A 23,883-nucleotide genomic window follows, 5' to 3' on the forward strand; every position below is an offset into this window, starting at 1 on the left:
GCAACACAATGGCAAACGCGCAAAGCGGGAAAATGATCGTCGGGCTGGACATCGGCACCTCCAAAGTGGTGGCGCTGGTGGGCGAAGTCGCGGCCGATGGCACCCTGGAAATCGTCGGCATCGGCACCCACCCATCCCGTGGCCTGAAAAAAGGCGTGGTGGTGAACATCGAGTCCACCGTGCAGTCGATCCAGCGCGCGGTGGAAGAGGCCCAACTGATGGCCGGTTGCCGTATTCATTCGGCGTTCGTCGGCGTTGCTGGTAACCACATTCGCAGCCTCAATTCCCACGGTATCGTGGCCATTCGCGACCGTGAAGTGAGCACCGCGGACCTGGAGCGAGTACTCGATGCCGCCCAGGCCGTGGCCATCCCTGCGGACCAACGGGTGCTGCATACCCTGCCACAGGATTACGTGATCGATAACCAGGAAGGGGTGCGCGAGCCGCTGGGGATGTCGGGTGTGCGCCTGGAAGCCAAGGTGCACGTGGTCACCTGCGCGGTGAATGCCGCGCAGAACATCGAAAAGTGCGTGCGCCGTTGCGGCCTGGAAATCGACGACATCATCCTTGAGCAATTGGCATCGGCCTATTCGGTGCTGACCGATGACGAAAAGGAACTGGGCGTGTGCCTGGTCGATATCGGTGGCGGCACCACCGACATCGCCATCTTCACCGAAGGGGCCATTCGCCACACCGCGGTGATCCCGATCGCCGGTGACCAGGTCACCAACGACATCGCCATGGCCTTGCGTACCCCGACCCAGTACGCCGAGGAAATCAAGATTCGCTACGCCTGTTGCCTGGCCAAACTGGCCGGCGCTGGCGAAACCATCAAGGTACCCAGCGTGGGTGACCGCCCACCGCGGGAGCTGTCGCGCCAGGCCCTGGCCGAAGTGGTCGAGCCACGCTACGACGAGTTGTTCACCCTGATCCAGGCCGAGCTACGCCGCAGCGGTTATGAAGACTTGATCCCGGCGGGCATCGTGCTCACTGGCGGCACTTCGAAAATGGAAGGGGCGGTGGAACTGGCCGAGGAGATTTTCCACATGCCGGTTCGCCTGGGTGTGCCACACAGCGTGCGCGGGCTCGAAGACGTGATCAGCAACCCGATCTATTCCACAGGCGTAGGGCTGTTGACCTATGGCCTGCAGAAGCAATCCGAAGGCGTAACCCTGACCGGCCTCACCGGCAGCAGCGGTTACACCAGCGATGAACCCAAGGCTCCGGTGTTCGAACGGATCAAGCGTTGGGTGCAAGGCAATTTTTGATTCATCAGCAGTAGCAGTAGGCGAAAAACCAAAGAGATATAAAGGAGAGGGAACATGTTCGAGCTCGTAGACAACATCCCACAAAGCCCGGTCATCAAAGTGATCGGTGTCGGCGGCGGCGGCGGCAACGCGGTCAACCACATGGTCAAGAGCAACATCGAGGGCGTCGAATTCATCTGCGCCAACACCGATGCTCAGGCGTTGAAAAACATCGGCGCGCGCACCATCCTGCAACTGGGCACCGGCGTGACCAAGGGCCTGGGCGCTGGCGCCAACCCCGAAGTCGGCCGCCAGGCAGCGATGGAAGACCGGGAGCGCATTGCCGAAGTGCTGCAAGGCACCAATATGGTGTTCATCACCACCGGCATGGGCGGCGGTACCGGTACCGGTGCGGCACCGATCATCGCCGAAGTGGCCAAGGAGATGGGCATCCTCACCGTGGCCGTGGTCACCCGGCCCTTCCCCTTCGAGGGGCGCAAGCGTATGCAGATCGCCGATGAAGGCATCCGCGCGCTGCAAGACAGCGTCGATTCGCTGATCACCATCCCCAACGAAAAACTGCTGACCATCCTGGGCAAGGACGCCAGCTTGTTGTCTGCATTCGCCAAGGCCGATGACGTGCTGGCCGGCGCGGTGCGCGGTATTTCCGACATCATCAAGCGCCCAGGCATGATCAACGTCGATTTTGCCGACGTACGCACGGTCATGAGCGAAATGGGCATGGCCATGATGGGTACCGGCGCGGCCAGCGGCCCCAACCGTGCCCGCGAGGCCACCGAAGCGGCTATTCGCAACCCGTTGCTGGAGGATGTGAACCTGCAGGGCGCCCGTGGCATCCTGGTGAACATCACCGCCGGCCCGGACCTGTCGTTGGGCGAGTACTCCGATGTGGGTAACATCATCGAAGCCTTCGCCTCGGACCACGCCATGGTCAAGGTGGGCACCGTGATCGACCCGGACATGCGTGATGAACTGCATGTGACCGTAGTCGCCACCGGCCTGGGTGCGCGCATCGAGAAGCCGACCAAGGTGGTCGACAACACCTTGCCCGGCGTATCGGTACAGCAGCAGGCCGCCCCGGCACCTGCCGCACAGCGCTCGGAGCAAGCGGCAGTGAACTATCGTGACCTCGACCGCCCCACCGTGATGCGCAATCAGGCCCACGCCAGCGCCGCGGCCGCCGCTAAGATGAATCCGCATGACGACCTGGACTACCTGGATATCCCGGCATTCCTGCGTCGCCAAGCTGATTAATCTGCTTTATCAGGAGTATTAGGGTGATTGGTGTTCAGCAAAGGCGGGGTCTGCTATGATCCCTTCCCTTTGTTGATACCAGTTCGCACTACGCGCTGAAGCGGCCACTGCCATGATTAAACAACGCACCCTTAAGAACATTATCCGTGCCACCGGCGTCGGCCTTCATTCCGGGGAAAAGGTCTACCTTACCCTCAAGCCCGCGCCCGTGGACACCGGTATCGTGTTCTGCCGGACCGATCTGGACCCTGTGGTGCAGATCCCTGCTCGTGCCGAGAACGTCGGCGAAACCACCATGTCGACCACGCTATTCAATGGCGACGTGAAGGTCGATACCGTCGAACACTTTCTCTCGGCGATGGCTGGCCTGGGAGTCGATAACGCCTACGTCGAACTCTCCGCGCCCGAAGTGCCGATCATGGATGGCAGTGCCGGGCCTTTTGTATTCCTGATTCAGTCTGCCGGCTTGGAAGAACAGGACGCGCCGAAAAAATTCATCCGGATCCTGCGTGAAGTCTCGGTCGAAGAAGGCGACAAGCGCGCCACGTTCATACCGTTCGAAGGCTTCAAGGTCAGCTTCGAGATCGATTTCGACCACCCTGCTTTCAAGGGCCGTGTGCAAACCGCGAGCGTGGACTTTTCCAGCACATCCTTCGTCAAGGAAGTGAGCCGGGCCCGCACCTTCGGTTTCATGAGTGACATTGAGTACCTGCGCAAGCACAACCTGGCCCTCGGCGGCAGCGTGGAAAACGCTATCGTGGTCGACAAGGAAGGTGTGCTCAACGAAGACGGCCTTCGCTACGAAGACGAATTCGTCAAGCACAAGATCCTCGACGCCATCGGCGACCTCTACCTGCTGGGCAACAGCCTGATCGGCGAATTCCGTGGTTTCAAGTCTGGCCACGCGCTGAATAACCGGCTGTTGCGCAAGCTGATCGAGCAAACCGACGCCTGGGAAGTGGTCACCTTCGAAGATGCGAGCACCGCACCTATCTCGTACATGCGCCCGGTTGCGGCCGTATAAGTTCGAACCCTCTCTTTTCTTTATTTATGGCCACCGCAAGGTGGCCTTTTTTATTTGGTGCGCCAAAAAAGCCCGCGCCATCTAGTGGGGTGTTTCAGCTGCCAGGCCCTGGCGGTTTGCCCGCGCGGGCGGCCAAGCGTTCGAGCGCTGCGCGCAGGGCCGGGTCGCTAATACCGTCTGCCGTGGCTTGTAACGCTTCGGCGGCTCGGGCCGACAACACCGCGCCGGCACGCCCACGCGGTGTTCCGGCGCGGGACGGCTCGACCTTGAACAGGATGCGCCGCAGGCCATAGAACTCCTGCAGGGCTTGTAAGTCGCGTTGCAGCCGGCGTTGTTGGTACCGCAGGCGGGTAGCCCAGTGAGCATCTGTCACCACCAGCAACAAAGTGCCTTCGCGCCAACTTGCTACCCGGCAATGGGCGCGGGCCGCCGGTTGCATTTGGCCGTCTACCAGGCGCTGCAAGTGCGCCAAGCGCAGGGTTTGGCCGAACAACGCCTTGAGCGGGCGAGCCTCGCGAAGCAGTACCAGCGGCTCGCGGGCGAAATGAGGGCGAAAGGCCATGGGCGGGGTCAGGGGTGCCAAAAGAGCAGATGATGTTAACAGAAACCACAGGTTGCTCGGAAAACCCCTGGGCACGGGGAATGACGATTGTTTCAGCTGCCTTGAAGTTGCCGAGAATGCCCCTATTGTGTACCGACCCCGTAAAAGCGGTGTGCCAGTATCGTGGAACATCACCACTTTCCTCACCCTCGTTTCCGGGTAGAATGCTCGTTCGCGTGCGGCCAAGAGGGCTGCTCGGGCGGCTCCTGGGGGGGGCGCCCTCCATCCCTATGTGTGGAAGATCCAGCCAATATGTTTTCGCCTTTGTTGAAGAAACTTTTCGGGAGCAAGAACGAGCGCGAGGTCAAGCGCATGCTCAAAACGGTCGCGACCGTCAATGCCTTCGAAGAGAAAATGGTGGCCCTGTCGGACGAACAGCTTCGCGGCAAGACCGAAGAGTTCCGGGCGCGCCTGGCAAAGGGCGAAACCCTCGACGAACTGCTGCCCGAAGCCTTTGCGGTATGCCGCGAGGCGGGTAAGCGTGTAATGGGCATGCGCCACTTCGACGTTCAGTTGATCGGCGGCATGACACTGCACGAAGGCAAAATCGCGGAAATGCGCACCGGGGAGGGCAAGACCCTCGTCGGCACCCTGGCGGTGTACCTTAATGCCCTGGCCGGCAAGGGCGTGCATGTGGTCACGGTGAACGACTACCTGGCCCGCCGCGATGCCAACTGGATGCGCCCTTTGTACGAGTTCCTCGGCTTGTCGGTGGGCATCGTGATGCCGTTCCAGCCGCCGGAAGAAAAACGCGCGGCCTACGCCAGCGACATCACCTACGGCACCAACAACGAATTCGGTTTCGATTACCTGCGCGACAACATGGCGTTCAGCCTGGAAGACAAATTCCAGCGTGAACTGAATTTTGCCGTGATCGACGAAGTGGACTCCATTCTCATCGACGAAGCCCGTACCCCGCTGATCATCTCTGGCCAGGCCGAAGACAGTTCGCGCTTGTACATCGAGATCAACAAGCTGATCCCGCAGCTTAAGCAGCACGTCGAGGAAGTCGAAGGCCAGGTCACCACCGAAGGGCACTTCACCATCGACGAAAAAGCGCGCCAGGTCGAACTCAACGAGGCCGGGCACCAGTTCGTCGAGGAGATGCTCACCCGGGCCGGCTTGCTGGCCGAAGGCGAGAGCCTGTATTCGGCGCACAACCTGGGCCTGCTGACGCACGTGTACGCTGCGCTGCGCGCGCACAAGCTGTTCAACCGTAACGTCGAGTACATCGTGCAGGACGGCCAGATCGTGCTGGTCGATGAGCACACCGGCCGGACCATGCAAGGCCGGCGGTTGTCCGAGGGCCTGCACCAGGCCATCGAAGCCAAGGAAAACGTCAACATCCAGGCCGAGAGCCAGACCTTGGCCTCGACCACCTTCCAGAACTACTTCCGCCTGTACAACAAGTTGTCTGGCATGACCGGCACCGCCGACACCGAAGCATTCGAATTCCAGCAAATCTACAGCTTGCCGGTGGTGGTGATCCCGCCAAACCGGCCGCTGGCGCGCAAAGACTACAACGACCTGGTGTATCTGACCGCCGACGAGAAGTACGCAGCCATCGTCGCCGACATCAAAGAAAGCTTGGCGATGAACCGCCCCGTACTGGTCGGCACCGCCACCATCGAAACCTCCGAGCACATGGCAGCGTTGCTGCGCGAAGAGGGCATCGAGCACAAGGTGCTCAACGCCAAGTTCCACGAGAAGGAAGCCGAGATCATCGCCCAAGCCGGCCGGCCGGGTGCGCTGACCATCGCCACCAACATGGCTGGGCGCGGCACCGACATCCTGCTGGGCGGTAACTGGGAAGTGGAAGTGGCCGCGCTGGACGACCCGAGCGCCGAACAGGTCGCGCAGATCAAGGCCGAGTGGCAGAAGCGCCACCAGCAAGTGCTGGAGGCCGGCGGTTTGCATGTGATCGCCTCTGAGCGCCATGAGTCGCGCCGTATCGATAACCAGCTGCGTGGCCGGGCCGGCCGCCAGGGCGATGCCGGTTCCAGCCGTTTCTACCTGTCGCTGGAAGATCCACTCATGCGCATTTTCGCCTCTGACCGGGTGAAGAACTTCATGAAGGCGCTGGGCATGCAATCGGGCGAGGCCATTGAACACCGCATGGTCACCAACGCCATCGAAAAGGCCCAGCGCAAAGTCGAAGGCCGCAACTTCGATATCCGCAAGCAATTGCTCGAATACGACGACGTGGCCAACGAACAGCGCAAGGTGATCTACCACATGCGCAACAGCTTGTTGGCCGCGCAGAACATCGGCGACACCATCGCCGAGTTCCGTCAAGAAGTGCTCGACACCACCGTGGCGCAGTACATCCCGCCGCAGTCGCTGCCCGAACAATGGGACGTGCCAGGCTTGGAAGCGGCGCTGCAGAGCGACTTCGGGGTGAAACTACCTATCCAGCAGTGGCTTGACGAAGACCACAAGCTCTACGAAGAAACCTTGCGCGAAAAGCTGCTCGCCGAGATTCTCGCCGCCTACAACGAGAAGGAAGAGCAGGCCAGCGCCGATGCACTGCGCACCTTCGAGAAGCAAATCCTCCTGCGCGTGCTCGACGATCTCTGGAAAGACCACCTATCGACCATGGACCACCTGCGCCACGGTATCCACCTACGCGGCTATGCGCAGAAGAACCCCAAGCAGGAATACAAGCGCGAGTCCTTTGCGCTGTTCCAGGAGCTGCTCGACTCGATCAAGCGCGATACCATCCGTGTGCTTTCCCATGTGCAGGTGCGCCGCGAAGACCCGGCCGAAGAAGAAGCCCGGTTACGCCGCGATGCCGACGAGTTGGCCCAGCGCATGCAGTTCCAGCATGCCGAAGCACCGGGGCTGGATCAGCCCGAGGCCCTCGAAGAGGGCGGTGACGTGGCCGTGGCCGTGGCGGCGCCGGCCCAGGCCCCGGTGCGCAACGAACAGAAGCTGGGCCGCAACGAACTGTGCTGGTGTGGCTCGGGCAAGAAGTTCAAGCACTGCCACGGGCGTATCGAATAAGCGCTGGTGTGGTGTTTCAGAAGTTCGCACAAGCATTGCGTGTGAAAGTCGCTGTCGCGCACGGCAACCATAGCCCGGCTATGACGAGGAGCGGCAGCGCAGGCGGGCAGTAAACGGCACCGTCGAAAGGGTGCAGCCAACGTCTGAAACACCCCACCGGGTATTGGAAACAGCGCGCCGCGCCGGCCCTGCCGCCGCGGCGTTTTTACCCTCATCGAGCGGCCGTTGCCGCGTACTGCTTCGAAGGAGCATCCCCATGGCTGTCGGTCTTGGCCCTTTGCCTACCCTGCATCCGGTCCCCGGTTTCGAACTTGGCATCGCCTCGGCTGGCATCAAGCGCCCAGGGCGCAAAGACCTGGTCGTGATGCGCTGTGCCGAAGGCTCCCGTGTCGCCGGGGTGTTCACCACCAACGCCTTCTGTGCCGCGCCGGTGATCATTGCCAAGCAGCGCGTGGGCGGTAGCGTGCGTTACCTGTTGACCAACACCGGTAATGCCAACGCCGGTACCGGCACGCCGGGGCTGGCCGCCGCTGAACGCACCTGTGCGACCCTGGCCAAGCTCGCCGGTGTCGAGCCACTGGCGGTGCTGCCGTTCTCCACCGGGGTGATCGGCGAGCCGCTGCCAGTGGAGAAAATCGAAAGCGCCCTGCAGGCCGCCCTGAGCAACCTCTCGGAGCACAACTGGGCCGATGCCGCCACCGGCATCATGACCACAGATACGCTGCCCAAGGGGGCCAGCCGCCAATTCCAACACGATGGCGTGACCGTTACCGTGACCGGCATCAGCAAGGGGGCCGGCATGATCCGCCCGAACATGGCGACCATGCTCGGTTACATTGCCACCGACGCCAAGGTTGCGCTCGGCGTGCTGCAAGACCTGATCCGCGACGGCGCCAACAAGTCGTTCAACCGCATCACCATCGACGGCGATACCTCCACCAATGATTGTTGCATGCTGGTGGCCACCGGCCAGGCCAACCTGCCGGAGATCACCGAGGCCCGCGGCCCGCTGTTCGCCGCCCTCAGGCAGGCAGTGTTCGAGGTGTGCATGGAGGTGGCGCAGGCCATCGTGCGCGACGGTGAAGGCGCCACCAAGTTCGTGACGGTGCAGGTGAATGGCGGCGGCAATGCCCAGGAGTGCCTCGACGTGGGCTACGCCGTGGCCCACTCGCCGCTGATCAAAACCGCGTTGTTCGCCTCCGACCCGAACTGGGGCCGCATCCTCGCGGCCGTCGGCCGTGCCGGTGTGCCGAACCTGGATGTCAGCCACATTGACGTGTACCTGGGCGAAGTCTGTATCACTCAGCACGGCGGCCGCGCCGCCAGCTACACCGAAGAGCAGGGCGCTGCGGTGATGGCACGCGATGAGATCACCATTCGTATCGAGTTGGGCCGTGGCGAGTATTCGGAAACCATCTGGACCACCGACCTTTCCCATGAGTACGTAAAGATCAACGCCGAATACCGTACCTGACTGATCCTTTAGAAGGCGTGCGCCATGCAACTCGTGATTGCCGATAAACGCTACTCGTCGTGGTCGCTGCGTGGTTGGCTCGCCGTGCAACTGGCCGGGGAGCCGTGCGAGGAAGTGATGGTGCGCCTGTACCAACCCGACACCCGCGCGCGCATTCTCGCCCATTCGGCCAGCGGCAAGGTACCGCTGCTCAAGACCGAGCACGGCACTGTCGCCGACAGCCTGGCGATCGCCGAATACCTGGCCGAGCGCCACCCCGCCCTGTGGCCTCGTGATGTTGCCGCCCGGGCCCAGGCCCGCTCGGCCTGCGCACAGATGCACAGCGGCTTCATGGCCCTGCGCGCGGCGATGCCGTTCGACTTGCGCCGCGACCAGGCCCTGGTGCCGACTCCAGCCGAGGTGCTGGCCGACATCGACCGGGTCGTGGCCCTGTGGGCCGAATGCCGCGCCAGCAAAGCCAGCGATGGTCCATGGTTATTCGGTGAACTGAGCCTGGCCGACGCCTTCTTCGCACCGGTCGCGGTGCGCTTGCGCACCTACCGTGTGGCCCTGCCAGCCGAGGCAGCGGCCTATGTCGATACCCTTTACCAGTGGCCGGCCTTCCAGGCTTGGCAGCAGGCTGGCCTGGAGGAAACGTGAAACGCATACATGTCGTCGCGGCGGTGATCCGCGGCCAGGATGGGCGCCTGTTGATCGCCCGGCGTGCTGATACCCAGCACCAAGGCGGGCTCTGGGAATTCCCTGGCGGTAAGCTTGAGCCCGGTGAGGCCCCCCGTGATGGCCTTGCCCGTGAGCTGATGGAGGAGTTGGGTATCCGCGTGCAGCACGCGCGCCCGCTGATCACCGTTCACCACGATTACCCCGATAAACACGTGCTGCTCGATGTGTGGGAAGTCACCGCCTTCAGCGGTGAGCCCCAGGGTGCTGAAGGCCAACCGCTGGCCTGGGTGCTGCCCAAGGCACTGCGCGACTACGATTTCCCCGCAGCGAACGCGCCGATCATCCGCGCCGCCACCCTGCCGGCGCAGTACCTGATCACCCCAGACGGCCTGCAAGTCCCAGCCCTTCTGCAGGGCCTGCAACAGGCGCTGGCCGCGGGCATCGGCCTGGTGCAACTGCGTGCACCGAACATGTACGACCCGCAGTACCGCGACATGGCTGTGGATGCGGTGGGCCTGTGCGCCGGCAAGGCCTTGCTGATGCTCAAGGGCCCGATGGAGTGGACTGGCGACTTCCCGGCCGCCGGTTGGCAACTGAGCGCCGAGCAACTGCGCAAATACGCCCCCCACGGGCGGCCGTTTCCGAAGGAACGCTGGCTGGCGGCCTCGTGCCACAACGCTGAAGAGCTGGAGTTGGCCGCCCTGATGGACGTGGACTTCGTGACCCTATCGCCGGTGCAACCCACCCAAACCCACCCCGAGGCAACGCCGCTGGGTTGGGAACAAGCACAGCGCTTGATCGCAGGCTTCGACCGCCCCGTGTACGTGTTGGGCGGCGTTGGCCCTGCCGACCAGGCCCGCGCCTGGAGCGTAGGGGCGCAGGGCGTGGCGGGGATCCGGGCGTTCTGGCCGGTTTAACGCCGATCGAGCCGCGACGGGTGGCGGGGTAAGCTGCCCACACGGTTTATCTGGCAGAATGGCGCACAGCCCTAAGCGCAACGGCTTAGCCGAACGAGGTTTCAAAGCAGGAGCCTGTCGTGGACGAATACCAGCAGACCGTGCGGAGCTTGTCCGACCGCATCGTGGCCGCGCAGAACCCGATCCGCGTCCTTGACGCGGTGAAGTGGGACGACAGCGTCAAGCAAGCGTTTCTCAAAGCCAAGGGCAAAGAGATGCCGCAGGTAGACCGTGGCTATTACCAGGCCCGGCCGCTGGCATTCGACGCCACGGCGGTGAAGCACGAATTTCAGAACATCGAGCGCGACATCACCCGCCAGTTGGGCCAGTTCAACCCGGTTGGGCAGATCATGCGGCGGATGTGCAAGGAATACCGCATGGTGGTGCGCATGCTCGAAGCGCGCGGCACCGAGGATTTTGGCCTGATTTCCCAGGAACTCTACGGCGCTGCCTCCGACGCGTTCCACGCTGGCGACCCGACCCTGGCGGACCTGTCGATGATGCTGTCCGATTACCTGAACAACATCGATGGCCGCGGCGACTTGAAAGACGAGCCGAAGAACCTCACCGCCAAGGACGCGGTGGCGCTGCTGCAGGGCCGCCTGAACCGTACCTTCGGCGAAGCCGAGGGCACTATCCGCGTATTCGAGTCGGACGGTATCGTCGCTGACGCCGCAGCCGGTGCCGACTACATCAAAGTGCGCGCCGATGCCCTGTTCAACGAGCGCGACGTGCGTGCACTGGAAGTGCACGAGGGCCTGGTGCATGTGGGCACCACGCTCAATGGCCTGAACCAGCCGATTTGCACGTTTCTGGCCAAGGGGCCGCCTTCATCGACCGTCACCCAGGAAGGCCTGGCGATTTTGATGGAAGTGATCGCGTTCGCTTCGTACCCCAGCCGCTTGCGCAAGCTCACCAACCGCACCCGGGCGATCCACATGGTCGAGCAGGGCGCGGATTTTCTCCAGGTGTTCGAGTTCTTCCGCGAGCAGGGCTTTGACCTGTCGCACAGCTATGGCAACGCCAGCCGGGTGTTCCGCGGCTCCAGCCCTACGGGTTTGCCCTTCACCAAAGACTTGTCGTACCTGAAGGGCTTCATCATGATCTACAACTACATCCAGCTTGCCGTGCGCAAGGGCAAGCTGGAGCAGATCCCTCTGCTGTTCTGCGGCAAAACCACCCTCGAAGATATGCGCACGTTGCGCCAGCTGGTAGAAGAGGGGTTGGTGGTGCCGCCTAAATACCTGCCGGAGCAGTTCCGCGATTTGAATGCCCTGTCGGCGTGGATGTGTTTCTCCAACTTCCTCAACCACCTGAGCCTGGACCGGATTGAAGCCGATTACGCAAACATTCTCTAGGCTGCTGGCAGGGCTGGCGCTGGCCGCCCTGGCCGGCTGTAGCAGCGTGTTGTTCTACCCCGAGGCGGTGGTACCCATCACCCCTGCGCGGGTGCAGTTGGCCTATCGTGACGTTACGTTGACCACTGCCGACGGCGTGCGCTTGCAGGGCTGGTGGCTGCCGGCCAAACCTGGGGTGGCGGTAAAGGGCACGGTGCTACAGCTGCACGGTAATGGTGGCAACCTGGCCTGGCACCTGGGCGGGGTTTATTGGTTACCGGCCGAGGGCTACCAAGTGCTGATGGTGGACTACCGCGGCTACGGGCAATCGCAGGGCACACCCTCATTGCCGGCGATCTACCAAGACATCGACGCCGCCCTGAACTGGCTCGACAGTGCCCCCGAGGTACAAGGCACGCCACGGGTGTTATTGGGGCAAAGCATCGGCGGGGCGTTGGCCATTCATTACCTGGCCCGGCACCCCGAACGGCAGGCGCAGTTCGCGGCCCTGGTGCTCGACGACACCCCGGCCAGCTACCGCAACGTTGCCCGCACGGTGCTGGCCAGTTCCTGGCTGACCTGGCCGCTGCAGGTGCCGCTCAGCTATGCGGTGCCGGACAGCGACAGCGCCATCTACAGCGCCGCGCAAGTGACGCAATTGCCTAAGCTGGTGTTCCAGAGCCTGGACGACCCCATCGTGCCGCTGGCCAACGGCATCGAGCTGTACAAAGCCCTGCCGCCGCCGAGGGTGCTGCAGCTGACCCGCGGTGGCCATGTGCAAACGTTCACCGACCCCACTTGGCGCCAGGTGCTGTTGGCCTTTTTGCAGAACCCCACGCATTTCGACGGCATCAGGCGGCTGGGCGAAATCCCCAATTACCCGCAGCCAGCGCGAAAGCCGTAGCAGGGGCGCCCTAGCGCCTGGCGCGCTCATTGCGCAGGCGTGTGCGCCTGCCACAACACCTCGGGTACGCCCTGGCGCCGGGCAATCATTCGTGCCGCCACGAACAGCAGGTCCGAGAGCCGGTTGATGTACGCCAGCGCCATCGGCGCCAATGGCTCTTGGGCATTGAGCGCTTGGCAGCGCCGTTCGGCGCTGCGTGCCTGGCTGCGGCAGAGGTGGGCCTGGGCGACCAAGGCACTGCCACCGGGCAGGATGAAATTCTCCAGCGGCCCGAGCTCGCCGTTCCAATGGTCGATGGCCGCCTCCAGGCGGTCGACTTCGGTCTGGGTCAAGGCCTGGTAACTGGGCATGGCCAGTTCGCCGCCGAGGTCGAACAGCCGGTGCTGGCAGGGGCCGAGTACCTGCAGCACTTCAGCCAGTGGCGGCTGCTCGGCCAACCCCGCCAGCAATACTCCCAATTGGCTGTTGAGGGTGTCTACCTCGCCGATAGCCTCCACCCGCGGGTGGTCTTTTGGTACCCGGCGGCCGTCGCCCAGGCCGGTTTGGCCCTGGTCGCCGGTGCGGGTGTAGATCTTCGACAGGCGAAAGCCCATGGTCAGCGTCCTGTTCAAGTAGCCGGGCTGGCTAGCGGCTCGGGGGGGTGCAGAGGCAAGCGCAGGGTAAAGCAAGTACCCACCCCAGGGGTGGATTGCACTTCCATCTGGCCCTTATGGTTGTTGGTGATGATGAAGTACGACACTGACAGCCCCAGGCCGGTGCCCTGGCCGATATCCTTGGTGGTGAAGAACGGCTCGAAGGTACGCTTGCGCACCTCTTCTGGCATGCCGATGCCGTTGTCTTCTACCTGGACCAGCGCCCACGGCGGGCTGAGCCGGGTGCGCAGCACGATGCGCCCGGGTTCGCTGCCTTCCGGGCGCTGGTGGATGGCTTGGGCGGCGTTCTTGAGCAGGTTCAACAGTACCTGTTCAAGCTCATTGGCGGTACCCAGCACCGGGCCCAGGGCGGGGTCGAACTGGCGCACGATAGCCTGCCCCTTGAAGTCGAAACCAATGGCCAGGTCGAAATCGTTGCTGGCGATTTCCACCGCTTGGTCGATCAGTGCCGGCAGGTTGCAGGGTGCCATCTGGCGGTTGCTGCGCCGGCTGAAGCTGAGCATGTGGGTCACGATCTTCGCTGCGCGGGCCCCGGCGCTATGGATGCCATCGAGCAACTGCGGCACTTCGCGCTGGTGCAGGTAGTCGTTGACGGTCGCTAACGCTATACCGGCCTGTGCGGCCGCTTCCTGGTTTTTCGCAAGGTCTGGCGATAGTCGGCGGCGAATGTTCTGCACATTGTGCAGAATCGCCCCCAGCGGGTTGTTGATCTCGTGGGCCATGCCTGCGGCCAGGCCGCCCACCGAGAGCATTTTCTCCGATTGCACCATCATGTCTTCGAGCGATAGGCGCTGGGTAATGTCGTCGATGCGGATCACCACCCCGCGCCCGGCACTGCCGGTCAGCGGGTAGAAGGTCAGGGCGTAATGGTGCGGCACCTCGCCCCGTGGCCACGTCACCCGTTCGATCTTGGCCACTTGGTGCTGTTCCACGCTGGCTTTAAGTTGCGGCAGAAACTGCTTCAGTGGCTCGAACGCGAGAAAAATCGGCTGGTTCAGCGCTTGATCCAGGCGGGTACCGGAGAGCGCGGTGGCTTCCTGGTTCCATTGTGTCACGTACAGTTGCTCATCCAGGGCGATTAACGCCGAGGGCATCGAGTCGATGATGCTGTTGAGGTAATTCTGAAAACCGGTGAGCTTTTTCTCGATCTTGCTGCGCACCTGCACTTCCAACTCCAGCTTGCGGTTGCTGTTGCGGGTTTGCTCGGCCAGGCCCTGGGCGGCGTCGTACGCGGCTTGGGAGTCATCACGGGCGCGCTTTAGTTGCTGCTCGCGGGCCTCAATGCGGGAGAGCATGGTGTTGAAGGCTTCGGCCAGGCTGCCGATTTCGTCGTGGTTGCCGGGCAGGGCCCGCAGGGCGTAGTTCTCCTCACGGGTTACCCGCCGCGAAAGCTCCTCCAATTGGTAGATTGGCGCGGTGATCAGCCGGCGGATCTGCCGGGCGATCAGCAACCATAGCAACACGCTGAACACCAGGATGCCCAAGCTTGCGGTGAGGGTGCCGGTGTAAAACGCCATCGGCAGTTCGCTGCTGGCGACCAATAACAGGTGGCCACCGCCCGGTAGGCTCACCAATTGGTTGCTGCGAAACTCCGCGGTGCGCCACGCATCGACATCGGCCAGGCGCTGTGGCAGGCCCAGGTGGCCGCCGTGTTGCAGTTGCGCCAAGCGCTCGCCTTGGCTGCCATAAACGGCCGCCGCACGCAGCGGCGAGTAGCTGTCCAATTCCTGCAGCAGGGCGTTGGCAGAGGCCGCATCGCGGCTGGCCTGTTGCGCCAGGGAGGGGTTGCTGGTCAGCCGGCCAATGGTTTGCAGTGCTTGGGGGGCCATGCTTTCCTGTGAAATCCAATACGCCGCACTGATAAAGGTGAGGTTGGCCACCAGCAAAACGGTCACCATCAACACCAGCAGGGCGGCGAGCAGTTTTTGCCCGACAGGCAGGTTTTCCAGGCGCTGACGCAGTGTCATCGAAGGTTCCGAAGCAAATGTGCAAGGCAGGGTGTGAGTGTACCAAATGCCGCTCAGTTCACGGGCAGGCCCAGCGCGCGCAGGTGCCCTTGCAGGCGCGTGTGCAGCGCGGCCAGCGCCGGCAGCCTCAGCCGATGGCGGTGCGCCTGGGCCATGGCATGGCCGAGCAGGAAGCTGATCTCGGTACGCTGCCGGCGCTGTACGTCTTGGTGCATCGACGAATAGTTCGCCGCGGTGGCCTGGATCACGCGCTGTACCTCGGCCAGTAATGGCTCGGCCGCGGGTGGCTGACCGCAGTGGTGCAGCAGTTGTTCGAGCTCGGCGCAGAGCGTTGCGAGCGTGGCGTGGTGCTGCGCCAACTCGCCGTTGCGGCAGCCTAGCAACACGGTCAATGGGTTGATCGCGCAGTTGATCGCCAGCTTGCGCCACAGGCGGCTATCGATGTTGGCCACCCATTGGCTCGCAATGCCTGCCGCGCGAAGGTCCGCCAGCCAGGCAGGGGCCTCGCCGCCATCGCCCAGCCAGTTCTGCCCCACACCGGCCTGTACCACCTGCCAATCGGCCTGGCGAAACGCACCCTCGGTGCTCGACACCGCGATGCACCGTGCCTGCGCCAGGTGCTGGCGCACAGCCTGTTGGCTGCCCAGCCCATTTTGCAGCAGCAACACCTGGGCCCCCGGTAATACGCGGGGTGCCAAGGCCAGGGCGGCCGCCTCGGCGTCGTAGGCTTTGCAGGCCAACAGCAGGTGGCTGATGGGCACCTCTGCGCTGAGCAGCTCTGCCGGAAGCGGCCATTGTTCGGTGGTGCAAGCGCGCTGCAAAGCCAGGCCGCCAGCTTGTTGATATTGCAACAGGCGTTGGCTACTGCGCAGTAGCAGGCTTACGGGTACGCCTGCCGCCGCCAAGCGGCAAGCCCAGAGGCTACCCAGGCTACCAGCGCCGAGCACGTGCCAGCGATACGTACTCATTATTTAGCCTTGGGCGCCAACCGCTTGGCCGTCACCACGCCGCTGGCATAGGCGCTGCGCAGCAACTGCTCAGCTTCGCGTTGCAGTTGCTGCGGGGCCAGTGGCAGGCCGGCGGCGTCTACGCCGACGAGGGCGACGCCGGCCTGAATGTCGATCACGCCGGCTTGGCTAAGAAAACCTTTTTGGTTCAAGCCATCGAACAGGCGCTTGAAACTGCTCGGCGCGCATTCTTGCAAATCGGCGGGCAAGGTCAGTAGTACGAAGTGGTACTCATCGAGGCGGGCCAATGTGTCCAACGGCCGCACCATTTGTTGCAGGCGGCGCCCCACGGCATGGACCAACTCGTCATAAAATGCCTGGCCGTGCTCGGCCAGCAGGTTTTCACCGTTGCCCAGGCCAATAAGCAGGTAGCATAGCGCGCCACCGCGGGCTTCGATCTGCCGTAAGCTGCCCTCCAGGCGCTGCTGCAGGTAGCGTGCGTTGCCAAGGCCGGTCACGGCATCAACCTGGTTGCGCTGCTCCAGGTTCGCCAGGTTGTCGCGCAGCAGGCGGTTTTCCAGTTGCAGGCGTTGCAAGGTGTGGCTCAACCTATCGGCGGCATGCACCCTGGGCAGCAGTTGGCCGGCCAGTTGGGCGGGGCTGATCACGTCGTCCACGCCAAAATCTGCGCTCGGGTCGAGCAGGCTGCTGCTGGGGCGCTCGTCGATCAGTATCACGTAGGTATAACGGTCGTGGCGTTCGTCGAGTTGGCGGGCTTGCGAAGCCAGGGCCAAGCCCTGCTGGCCTGCGCTGATCACCACGGCGGGTGGTCGCAACTCCAGTTCCCGCGCGGCGGTATCGTGGTCACAACAGCGAATATCGCCGTAGCCCGCGCCTTGCAGCATGGCAGCCATCGGGGTGCGCAAGGCCTTGTCGTCGTTGACCAGCAACAGGCTCAGGTGGGGCGTGGGCATGGATGGCTCGCACTGTAAAGTAAGAATACCGCCGCCGTTTTGACGCGGCGCTGACCACGAGCAAGTGTGTTACCCCAGCATATCGTAATGCCGGCACCCGTTATAATGAGCCGGTATTCAAACCGTCAAGCCAGGCGAGGCAGCGAAGCGCTCAATGGTCGTGTTCGCCGGCTGGCCAACCTATTTACCGTTCTACAGGTGAAACCTGATGCCCTCGTTCGACGTAGTGTCGGAGCTGGATAAACACGAAGTCACCAACGCGGTCGACAACGCTATCAAAGAACTGGAGCGCCGATACGACCTGCGTGGCAAAGGCAGTTTTGCCTTCAAGGAACTGACCGTAACCCTCACCGCCGAGGCTGAATTTCAGCTCGAAGCGATGTGCGAGATCCTTCCCGTGAACCTGGTCAAGCGCAAGATCGATGTGCAGTGCCTGGAGGTGAAAGAACCCTATGCTTCGGGCAAGGAAATGAAACAAGAAGCGGTGTTGCGCGAAGGCATCGACAAGGAACTGGCGAAGAAAATCGTCGCCTATATCAAAGACGCCAAGCTTAAGGTGCAGGCCGCCATCCAGGGCGAACAGGTGCGGGTGACCGGCAAGAAGCGTGACGACCTGCAAGAAGCCATCGCCATGCTGCGTGGCCATGATTTCAAGATGCCTCTGCAATTCAACAATTTCCGCGACTAATGTGGCGCTAAGGCGTTGGCTGCAGCCTTTTAGCGGCGCCTTTTGTTGCCAGGCCGCGTTGCCATTGCTGCCGTGCTAACCCTGCTATGGCTCGTCACGGCCGACAATGAAGGCCACACGGCAATGCTTGTGCGGGCCTCTGAGGCGCTGGGTAAGGTGTGAAACATAACGTGCCGGGTGGAACCCTTACCGCAGAGCAGCGTCGGACCCGGATGTAATCCAAAGGCCCATGGGGTAACGTGGGCCTTTTGTCTTTGCCTAGGAGATCTGAATGGACCTGAACGCTCAAGTCGACCATCTGGTGCGCGCCTCGCAATCGTGGCTGCCAATGATCCTGCAGTACTCCGGCCGGGTACTGCTGGCCCTCGTCACATTGGCCATAGGGTGGTGGTTGGTCAACCAATTGACGATGCGCCTTGGTAAGCTATTGGCGTTGCGCCATGTAGACCTGGCCCTGCAAAGCTTCATCAGCAGTATCGCCAACATCGCGCTCAAAATCATGCTGTTGATCAGCGTTGCATCGATGATCGGCATCGAAACCACCTCCTTCGTCGCTGCTATCGGTGCCGCGGGCCTGGCCATTGGCTTGGCGCTACAAGGCAGCTTGGCAAACTTTGCCGGGGGGGTGTTGATCCTGCTATTCCGGCCGTTTCGGATCGGTGACTGGATCGAAATCCAGAGCGTGGCGGGCACCGTCGATTCGATCCAGATCTTCCACACGGTGCTGCGCACGGGTGACAACCGCACGGTGATCATCCCCAACGGGCAATTGTCCAATGGCATCATCACCAACACCAACCGCCAGCCTACCCGCAAGATCCTTTTCAACGTGGGCGTGGATTACGACGCTGACCTGCAAAAGGCCATGAACGTGTTGATGGAGTTCGCCAAAGACCCGCGGGTACTGCAAGACCCCGCCCCGGACGTGGCGGTAACCACCCTGGGCGACAGTTCCATTACCCTGCAACTGCGTTTGTGGACCAACACCGGGGACCTGGGCGGGATGACCAACCGCTTGAACCTGGAAGTACGCGACCGCCTGCGCGAAGCCGGCATCGAAATCCCGTTCCCGCAGCGGGTGGTCAGGGTGGTCCAAGAAGCCAACGGCTGAGGCGGTGGCGAGCGCGGCACGCCTACGGCCTGGTGCGTAGCCTCGGCGCGGCTGCATTGGAAGCAGGCACCGGTGCAACCACGGCATGCGCGGTCACAGCCATGGCACCCGAGTGCGGACGCAGTCCGCTTGCTCATCCGTTTCCGCCATGCCTCACCTGCGCTTGAAAACCCTACGGTTCGACGTTGGCGTACCGCGCATGCAACATGATCAACACCAACGTTGGCAGCCCCATCAAGGCCGTGGCCAGAAAGAAATTGTGGTAGCCCCACTTTTCCACCATCACCCCTGAATAACCGCCGATCAACCGTGGCAGCAGCAGCATGATGGAGCTGAGCAAGGCGTACTGGGTGGCGGAGAATTTCAGGTTGGTCAGGCTCGATAAGTACGCCACGAACGCTGACGTGGCCAGCCCCGAGCTGAAATTGTCCAGGGAAATCGTAACGACCAGCATCTCCAGGTTCGGGCCCATGTCGCTGAGCATCAAGAACAGCAAGTTGGTGCCTGCCGACGCGGCGCCGCCGATGAACAGGATCGGCAGGATGCCGAACCGCACGATCAACAGCCCCCCCGCGCCGGCGCCGGCCAGCGTCATGACCAAGCCGAACAGCTTGCTGACGCTGGCGATCTGGTCTTTGGTGAAGCCCATGTCGATATAGAACACGTTGGCCATTACGCCCATCACCGTGTCAGACATGCGGTAAGTGGCGATCAACCCGAGCAGCAACAGCGCTTGCCAGCGGTAACGCAGCATGAAGTCGTTTACCGGGGTCAGCACCGGTGCGAGCCCGCGCCGCCCCACCGACGACAGGCACAGCGCCGTTAAAACCGTATAAAGGATGGCGCGTAGGAAGGCGCGGTCTTCGAGCAGCAGGTCGAGCGGGCTCAGTACCCCCTGCAACACGCTGGCGAAATCGGCGTTGTACAACTGGGTGAACATCGCCGGCACCGACACCAGCAGGATGATCAGCACCACCACCGAGGCTAGCTGGTGAATGAACCCGTAGCGCACGGCTGTCATTTCGCTGGGCAGTGGCACCACCGGCTCGCGCATCAGCAGGGTGGTGATCAAGGCAGGCAGCATCATGACACCGAACAGCAGGTACGTATTGGCCCACGCTTTGTTGAGGTAGGCGAAGCCGGTAGAGCCGAAGCCCTCGGCAAAGAACAGCGCGCCGGCCGTGGCGAGCAGGGCAGCGACCCGGTAGCCCGCCATGTAACTGGCCGCCAGCGCGGCTTGGCGGCTGTCGCCGGCGATTTCCAAGCGGTAGGCGTCTACTGCGATGTCTTGGGTGGCCGATGCAAACGCCACCAACACGGCGATGGCGATCAACCAAGGCAAATGCTTTTGCGGGTCGCAAAAGCTCATACCGACCAGCCCCAGCGTTACCAGGCTTTGCGCCAACACCAGCCAGGAGCGCCGGCGGCCCAGCACCCCCAGCCCAGGCAGGCGCCACTGGTCGAGCAGGGGCGACCACACCCATTTGAACGCGTAGGCCAGCCCGATCAGGCTGGCGTAACCAATGGTTTCGCGGGCAACCCCGGCCTCGCGCAACCACACCGACAGCGTAGAAAACACCAGCATGTATGGCAGGCCTGCGGCAAACCCGAGTAACAGCAATACGAGTGTCGAAGGGCTGGCATAGGCGGCCAGTGCGGCGCGCCAGGTTTTACCGGGCATGGGCGAATGTCGGCCTCGTATTCTGGCGAAACAAAGCGCGCACTCTAACCGTTGTGCTCCATCGGGCGCCAGCCATGCCTGCGTATATCCACCCTGTCGCCGCTGCCCAGCACACCCTCCTGGCGCAGCCGGGCGCGCTGTTCATCACCGCTGGCAGTGCCGGCCGGCAATGAAATCCGACCGCCGGCTGCAACCACTCGGTGCCATGGCAGCGCGGTGCCGCCAGGCAGTTGGCTGAGGGTACGCCCTACCCAGCGCGCGGCTCGGGAAAGGCCGGCCATGTCGCCCAATTGCCCATAGCTGACCACCTTGCCCGCCGGCACCGCAGAAAGCGCGGTGTAGAGCGCTGCTTTGCGGGCATCCTGTAACGGCCCAGCTACATTTTTCTCTTTGCCAAGGTTGAACTCGCTGGGCATTGTTCGGTCAGTCCAAAGTCTGTTACCTCCAACTCTAACGAACCGAGCCTTGTGTTGCCTATGTTGTCCAGAACCTTGTTGTGCGTTGCCGTGGCGTCCGGGTCCACGTGTGCCCTCGCCGATACCGTGTGGCTCAAGAATGGCGACCGCCTGACCGGCACCATCACGGTGTATGACGGCGGCAAATTGATGCTGACCACAGACTATGGCGGTGCCATTCCCATCGACATGACCAAGGTCAAGACCCTTGAGAGCAACCAGCAGTTGTTGGTCAAGCAGGGCAACGACCACACCGACCACAATACGGTGTCCAAAGCTCTGCAACCGGCCGATGAGGGCAAGGTCATCCTGGCCAACGGCACCGCGCCGCAAACCATAGACCTCGCCAGTATTCAGCAGATCATGAAGCCCAGGCCGTTGATTCAGGACTTCACCTGGAAGGGCAACGTCGATGCGGCCATGGACTTCAAGCGTGCCGAAAACGACACCGACGATTACAACGTGGCCTTCAAGACCAGCGCGCGCCATGGCTTGTGGCGCCACACCGGCGACGGTGAATACAACCGTGAGAAGGAAGACGGTTCGACAAACACCAATAATTGGAATGCCGAATACGCCTTGGACCGTTTCTTTACGGATCATTGGTTCTGGCAGGGCCGTTTCAATTACAAGCACGACAACGTCGAAGACCTGGCCCGCCAGCGCCAGATCGGTACCGGCCCTGGCTACCAGTTCTGGGACGACGAACTCGGTGCCTTCAGCCTCGGCTCGCTGATCAACAATACCAGCTATAAATATTCCGACGGCACCTCCGACAGCTTCTATTCGGTCTCCATGAAGTGGGATTACAACCGCTACCTCATAGGCAAAACGTTCGAACTGTTCACCACCGGTGAACTGGGCCGGCCGCTGTCGAATGTCGCCGACTATAGCCTCGATGCTGAGGTGGGGGTGCGGTACAAGGTCACCGATTGGGCCTCGCTCAACGTCAAGTATGAGAAAGACCTGATCACCGGCACCCAAGATGGCAACGACCTTGACAGCAGCCGCGTTACAGCCGGCTTTGGCGTTACCTGGTAACGGCGTGGGCGCTGCGGGGTGGGGCGCGGCCATGTTATCGTTAAGGCCCGTTTTCCACCCAGGCCGACCATGACCAGCACCACACTTGCCGCCCGCACGCTGCTGTTGTCCCAATACCACGGCGCGTTGAGCACCCAGTCAATGGCAATGCCGGGTTTTCCGTTTGGCTCGGTGGTGCCCTATTGCCTGGACGCCGAGGGCCGGCCAGTGCTGTTGATCAGCCGTATCGCCCAGCACACGCGTAACCTTCAGGCCGAGCCGAAGTGCTCGCTACTGGTGGGCGAGCGCCATGCCCACGACGTACAGGCGGCCGGGCGCCTTACCATATTGGCCGAAGCCCATAGGCTCGATGAACCCGGCGCCATGGCTGAACGGTATTACCGCTATTTCCCGGAAGCCGCCGGTTACCATAGCGCCCATGACTTCGAGTTCTGGTACCTGGCACCGATGCGTTACCGCTACATCGGCGGGTTTGGCGCGATTCACTGGCTCGATGCCGTGGCGCTGCCCAACCCGTTCGTTGGGGCGGCGGAAGCCAACATGGTCGAGCACATGAATGCGGACCATGCCGAGGCCATTGCACATTATGTGAAGCTGGCCGGGTTGCCGGGCGAAGCACCGGCCATCTTGGTGGGTATCGACAGCGAAGGTTTCCACTTGCGCATCGGCCAAGCGGTGCATTGGTTGGCTTTTAGCGCACCTTGCAATACTCCGAAACAAGTACGCGAAGCCTTGGTAGCCCTGGCTTACGCCGACACTTGGCCGCCTCGCGAAGGGGCGGGCGGTTGAATTTGGCCAACGTGCCTGCATCTAACGTTGGCACACATGCGTCGAGGACATCATTGATGCGCGCTTTTCTGTTTTTACTGTTGCTTTTCCCCGTGCTGGAGCTGTTCGTGTTCTTTCAGGTCGGCACGGCCATCGGTTTCTTCCCGGCGTTGCTGCTGATCATTGCCGGTTCCGCCCTGGGCGCGCTGATCATGCGTCTGGCGGGCCTTGCCACCGCGCTGAGTGCCCGGCAAAGCCTGCAGCGTGGCGAAATGCCTGGGGCGCAGATGCTCAACGGGATGATGTTGACCCTCGGCGGTGGGCTGTTGCTGGTGCCGGGGTTCATCAGCGACGTGCTGGGGCTATTGTGCCTATTGCCGTTCACTCGCCATCGGCTGGCCAGCATGTTGCAACGCCGGGCCGAAGAGCAAGCCCAGCGCCAACGCGCTTTTGCCGGCGACGCGCCAGCGCCGGGTGAACCGCCGCGGCACCGCCCAGAGGTGATCGAAGGCGAATACGAGCGCCGCGACAACTGACCGGCGCGCCGCCTGCGTTCGCACCCCTGCAACGGCCCCTTTTGGGTCGTTTTTTTTATTCCAGCGTAAAAATTTTTTTGGCCGGCCCTTGTAATCAAAACGGCTGGCCCTATTTATGGGACACCGAAAGGTTCCGGCAGCGATGCTGGTCACATTTCGCGAATCGCGCGGGCGACTCGCAACCGGCCCAGGGCCGGGAACGTATAACAGGCCGGGAGATTCCGGCCGCTGAAACCATAAATTGGGAGATCTGCAATGAAGCTTCGTCCTCTGCATGACCGCGTTGTCATTCGTCGCAGCGAAGAAGAGTCCAAGACCGCTGGCGGCATCGTGCTGCCAGGTTCGGCCGCCGAGAAACCGAACCGCGGCGAAATCGTCGCCGTAGGCCCGGGCCGCGTACTGGACAACGGCGAAGTGCGCGCGCTGGCGGTGAAGGTCGGCGACAAGGTTGTGTTCGGCCCTTATTCGGGCAGCAACACCGTGAAGGTCGACGGTGAAGACCTGCTGGTGATGAACGAGAACGAAATCCTCGCGGTCGTCGAAGGCTGATCGCCCCCGCCGACACGGTTCACGACTGAACA

21 protein-coding genes and 1 pseudogene are annotated in these 23,883 nt (G+C 62.4%); 15 read left to right on the forward strand and 7 right to left on the reverse strand.

Annotated features, from left to right (window positions below; genetic code table 11):
• The first annotated feature begins 8 nt into the window (after positions 1–8).
• From ftsA to lpxC, 3 genes are all read left to right on the forward strand, one after another.
• Positions 9–1,268: a cell division protein FtsA gene (gene ftsA / locus HAQ05_RS01760; protein ID WP_190416869.1), complete on the forward strand. Its 1,260-nt coding sequence runs from the start codon at positions 9–11 to the stop codon at positions 1,266–1,268.
• 54 nt (positions 1,269–1,322) lie between these two features.
• On the forward strand, positions 1,323–2,522 hold the full coding sequence (ftsZ, locus tag HAQ05_RS01765) for a cell division protein FtsZ (RefSeq protein ID WP_190416870.1): 1,200 nt from the start codon (positions 1,323–1,325) through the stop codon (positions 2,520–2,522).
• A gap of 112 nt (positions 2,523–2,634) precedes the next feature.
• Entirely contained in the window at positions 2,635–3,546 is a 912-nt protein-coding gene (gene lpxC / locus HAQ05_RS01770) for a UDP-3-O-acyl-N-acetylglucosamine deacetylase (RefSeq protein ID WP_190416871.1), read from the forward strand.
• A 94-nt stretch (positions 3,547–3,640) separates the two neighbouring features.
• Here the strand turns inward: lpxC and HAQ05_RS01775 are convergent, their stop codons facing one another.
• Complete coding sequence (locus tag HAQ05_RS01775; protein WP_190416872.1) at positions 3,641–4,108, reverse strand: DciA family protein; 468 nt, start codon at positions 4,106–4,108, stop codon at positions 3,641–3,643.
• A 291-nt stretch (positions 4,109–4,399) separates the two neighbouring features.
• Between HAQ05_RS01775 and secA the strand changes: the two genes are divergently transcribed.
• The 6 genes from secA to HAQ05_RS01805 all read left to right on the forward strand — a co-directional run bounded on the left by secA (position 4,400) and on the right by HAQ05_RS01805 (position 12,481).
• Positions 4,400–7,150: a preprotein translocase subunit SecA gene (secA, locus tag HAQ05_RS01780; RefSeq protein ID WP_190416873.1), complete on the forward strand. Its 2,751-nt coding sequence runs from the start codon at positions 4,400–4,402 to the stop codon at positions 7,148–7,150.
• A 256-nt stretch (positions 7,151–7,406) separates the two neighbouring features.
• A complete protein-coding gene (gene argJ, locus HAQ05_RS01785; RefSeq protein WP_190416874.1) occupies positions 7,407–8,624 on the forward strand; it encodes a bifunctional glutamate N-acetyltransferase/amino-acid acetyltransferase ArgJ in 1,218 nt (405 codons plus the stop codon).
• A gap of 24 nt (positions 8,625–8,648) precedes the next feature.
• Positions 8,649–9,263, forward strand: coding sequence for a glutathione S-transferase family protein (locus HAQ05_RS01790; RefSeq protein WP_190416875.1), 615 nt, complete (start codon positions 8,649–8,651; stop codon positions 9,261–9,263).
• Positions 9,260–10,201, forward strand: coding sequence for a Nudix family hydrolase (locus tag HAQ05_RS01795; protein ID WP_190416876.1), 942 nt, complete (start codon positions 9,260–9,262; stop codon positions 10,199–10,201). The genes HAQ05_RS01790 and HAQ05_RS01795 overlap by 4 nt, the downstream gene beginning before the upstream one ends.
• Before the next feature lie 119 nt (positions 10,202–10,320).
• A complete protein-coding gene (locus HAQ05_RS01800; RefSeq protein WP_190416877.1) occupies positions 10,321–11,598 on the forward strand; it encodes a flavohemoglobin expression-modulating QEGLA motif protein in 1,278 nt (425 codons plus the stop codon).
• The gene (locus tag HAQ05_RS01805; protein WP_190416878.1) at positions 11,570–12,481 is read left to right on the forward strand and encodes an alpha/beta hydrolase; all 912 of its coding nucleotides are present in this window, start codon (positions 11,570–11,572) and stop codon (positions 12,479–12,481) included. Before HAQ05_RS01800 ends, HAQ05_RS01805 begins: the two co-directional genes overlap by 29 nt.
• A gap of 26 nt (positions 12,482–12,507) precedes the next feature.
• Here the strand turns inward: HAQ05_RS01805 and HAQ05_RS01810 are convergent, their stop codons facing one another.
• The 4 genes from HAQ05_RS01810 to HAQ05_RS01825 are packed head-to-tail and all read right to left on the reverse strand — an operon-like array spanning position 12,508 to position 17,022.
• Entirely contained in the window at positions 12,508–13,074 is a 567-nt protein-coding gene (locus tag HAQ05_RS01810) for a cob(I)yrinic acid a,c-diamide adenosyltransferase (protein ID WP_190416879.1), read from the reverse strand.
• A 14-nt stretch (positions 13,075–13,088) separates the two neighbouring features.
• Positions 13,089–15,101 carry a sensor histidine kinase gene (locus HAQ05_RS01815; RefSeq protein WP_190416880.1) on the reverse strand — a complete coding sequence of 671 codons (2,013 nt, stop codon included), beginning with the start codon at positions 15,099–15,101 and terminating at the stop codon, positions 13,089–13,091.
• Between the two features lie 53 nt (positions 15,102–15,154).
• Positions 15,155–16,069 carry a putative 2-dehydropantoate 2-reductase gene (locus tag HAQ05_RS01820; protein ID WP_190416881.1) on the reverse strand — a complete coding sequence of 305 codons (915 nt, stop codon included), beginning with the start codon at positions 16,067–16,069 and terminating at the stop codon, positions 15,155–15,157.
• Positions 16,069–17,022 carry a diguanylate cyclase domain-containing protein gene (locus tag HAQ05_RS01825; protein WP_190416882.1) on the reverse strand — a complete coding sequence of 318 codons (954 nt, stop codon included), beginning with the start codon at positions 17,020–17,022 and terminating at the stop codon, positions 16,069–16,071. Before HAQ05_RS01825 ends, HAQ05_RS01820 begins: the two co-directional genes overlap by 1 nt.
• 208 nt (positions 17,023–17,230) lie before the next feature.
• Between HAQ05_RS01825 and HAQ05_RS01830 the strand changes: the two genes are divergently transcribed.
• The gene (locus HAQ05_RS01830; protein ID WP_190416883.1) at positions 17,231–17,710 is read left to right on the forward strand and encodes a YajQ family cyclic di-GMP-binding protein; all 480 of its coding nucleotides are present in this window, start codon (positions 17,231–17,233) and stop codon (positions 17,708–17,710) included.
• Positions 17,711–17,981: 271 nt separating this feature from the next.
• Positions 17,982–18,821, forward strand: coding sequence for a mechanosensitive ion channel family protein (locus HAQ05_RS01835; RefSeq protein WP_190416884.1), 840 nt, complete (start codon positions 17,982–17,984; stop codon positions 18,819–18,821).
• Positions 18,822–19,020: 199 nt separating this feature from the next.
• On the opposite strand, the pseudogene HAQ05_RS01840 reads toward HAQ05_RS01835, so the two are convergent.
• Positions 19,021–20,502 (reverse strand): annotated as a pseudogene (locus HAQ05_RS01840) (AmpG family muropeptide MFS transporter); the annotation flags it as partial.
• A 44-nt stretch (positions 20,503–20,546) separates the two neighbouring features.
• Positions 20,547–20,918, reverse strand: a complete 372-nt coding sequence (locus tag HAQ05_RS01845; protein WP_190416886.1) for an MGMT family protein — start codon at positions 20,916–20,918, stop codon at positions 20,547–20,549.
• A 60-nt stretch (positions 20,919–20,978) separates the two neighbouring features.
• On the opposite strand from HAQ05_RS01845, the gene HAQ05_RS01850 reads away from it, so the two are divergent.
• From HAQ05_RS01850 to HAQ05_RS01865, 4 genes are all read left to right on the forward strand, one after another.
• Complete coding sequence (locus tag HAQ05_RS01850) at positions 20,979–21,998, forward strand: DUF481 domain-containing protein (protein WP_190416887.1); 1,020 nt, start codon at positions 20,979–20,981, stop codon at positions 21,996–21,998.
• 69 nt (positions 21,999–22,067) lie between these two features.
• The gene (locus HAQ05_RS01855; protein WP_190416888.1) at positions 22,068–22,787 is read left to right on the forward strand and encodes a HugZ family pyridoxamine 5'-phosphate oxidase; all 720 of its coding nucleotides are present in this window, start codon (positions 22,068–22,070) and stop codon (positions 22,785–22,787) included.
• Between the two features lie 56 nt (positions 22,788–22,843).
• Entirely contained in the window at positions 22,844–23,302 is a 459-nt protein-coding gene (locus HAQ05_RS01860) for an FxsA family protein (protein WP_190416889.1), read from the forward strand.
• Between the two features lie 255 nt (positions 23,303–23,557).
• Complete coding sequence (locus tag HAQ05_RS01865; RefSeq protein WP_190416890.1) at positions 23,558–23,851, forward strand: co-chaperone GroES; 294 nt, start codon at positions 23,558–23,560, stop codon at positions 23,849–23,851.
• Positions 23,852–23,883 lie beyond the last annotated feature (32 nt).

This window comes from Pseudomonas typographi, assembly GCF_014694385.1.
Taxonomy (GTDB): domain Bacteria; phylum Pseudomonadota; class Gammaproteobacteria; order Pseudomonadales; family Pseudomonadaceae; genus Aquipseudomonas; species Aquipseudomonas typographi.

Bases quoted from the DNA above. Each gene is read 5' to 3' on its own strand.
- HAQ05_RS01775 (WP_190416872.1), bottom strand. From the start codon at position 4,108: ATGGCCTTTCGCCCTCATTTCGCCCGCGAGCCGCTGGTACTGCTTCGC.
- HAQ05_RS01810 (WP_190416879.1), bottom strand. From the start codon at position 13,074: ATGGGCTTTCGCCTGTCGAAGATCTACACCCGCACCGGCGACCAGGGC.
- argJ (WP_190416874.1), top strand. From the start codon at position 7,407: ATGGCTGTCGGTCTTGGCCCTTTGCCTACCCTGCATCCGGTCCCCGGT.
- ftsA (WP_190416869.1), top strand. From the start codon at position 9: ATGGCAAACGCGCAAAGCGGGAAAATGATCGTCGGGCTGGACATCGGC.
- HAQ05_RS01825 (WP_190416882.1), bottom strand. From the start codon at position 17,022: ATGCCCACGCCCCACCTGAGCCTGTTGCTGGTCAACGACGACAAGGCC.
- ftsZ (WP_190416870.1), top strand. From the start codon at position 1,323: ATGTTCGAGCTCGTAGACAACATCCCACAAAGCCCGGTCATCAAAGTG.
- HAQ05_RS01865 (WP_190416890.1), top strand. From the start codon at position 23,558: ATGAAGCTTCGTCCTCTGCATGACCGCGTTGTCATTCGTCGCAGCGAA.
- HAQ05_RS01815 (WP_190416880.1), bottom strand. From the start codon at position 15,101: ATGACACTGCGTCAGCGCCTGGAAAACCTGCCTGTCGGGCAAAAACTG.
- HAQ05_RS01790 (WP_190416875.1), top strand. From the start codon at position 8,649: ATGCAACTCGTGATTGCCGATAAACGCTACTCGTCGTGGTCGCTGCGT.
- HAQ05_RS01860 (WP_190416889.1), top strand. From the start codon at position 22,844: ATGCGCGCTTTTCTGTTTTTACTGTTGCTTTTCCCCGTGCTGGAGCTG.
- HAQ05_RS01850 (WP_190416887.1), top strand. From the start codon at position 20,979: ATGTTGTCCAGAACCTTGTTGTGCGTTGCCGTGGCGTCCGGGTCCACG.
- HAQ05_RS01855 (WP_190416888.1), top strand. From the start codon at position 22,068: ATGACCAGCACCACACTTGCCGCCCGCACGCTGCTGTTGTCCCAATAC.
- HAQ05_RS01835 (WP_190416884.1), top strand. From the start codon at position 17,982: ATGGACCTGAACGCTCAAGTCGACCATCTGGTGCGCGCCTCGCAATCG.
- HAQ05_RS01830 (WP_190416883.1), top strand. From the start codon at position 17,231: ATGCCCTCGTTCGACGTAGTGTCGGAGCTGGATAAACACGAAGTCACC.
- lpxC (WP_190416871.1), top strand. From the start codon at position 2,635: ATGATTAAACAACGCACCCTTAAGAACATTATCCGTGCCACCGGCGTC.
- HAQ05_RS01845 (WP_190416886.1), bottom strand. From the start codon at position 20,918: ATGCCCAGCGAGTTCAACCTTGGCAAAGAGAAAAATGTAGCTGGGCCG.
- HAQ05_RS01820 (WP_190416881.1), bottom strand. From the start codon at position 16,069: ATGAGTACGTATCGCTGGCACGTGCTCGGCGCTGGTAGCCTGGGTAGC.
- secA (WP_190416873.1), top strand. From the start codon at position 4,400: ATGTTTTCGCCTTTGTTGAAGAAACTTTTCGGGAGCAAGAACGAGCGC.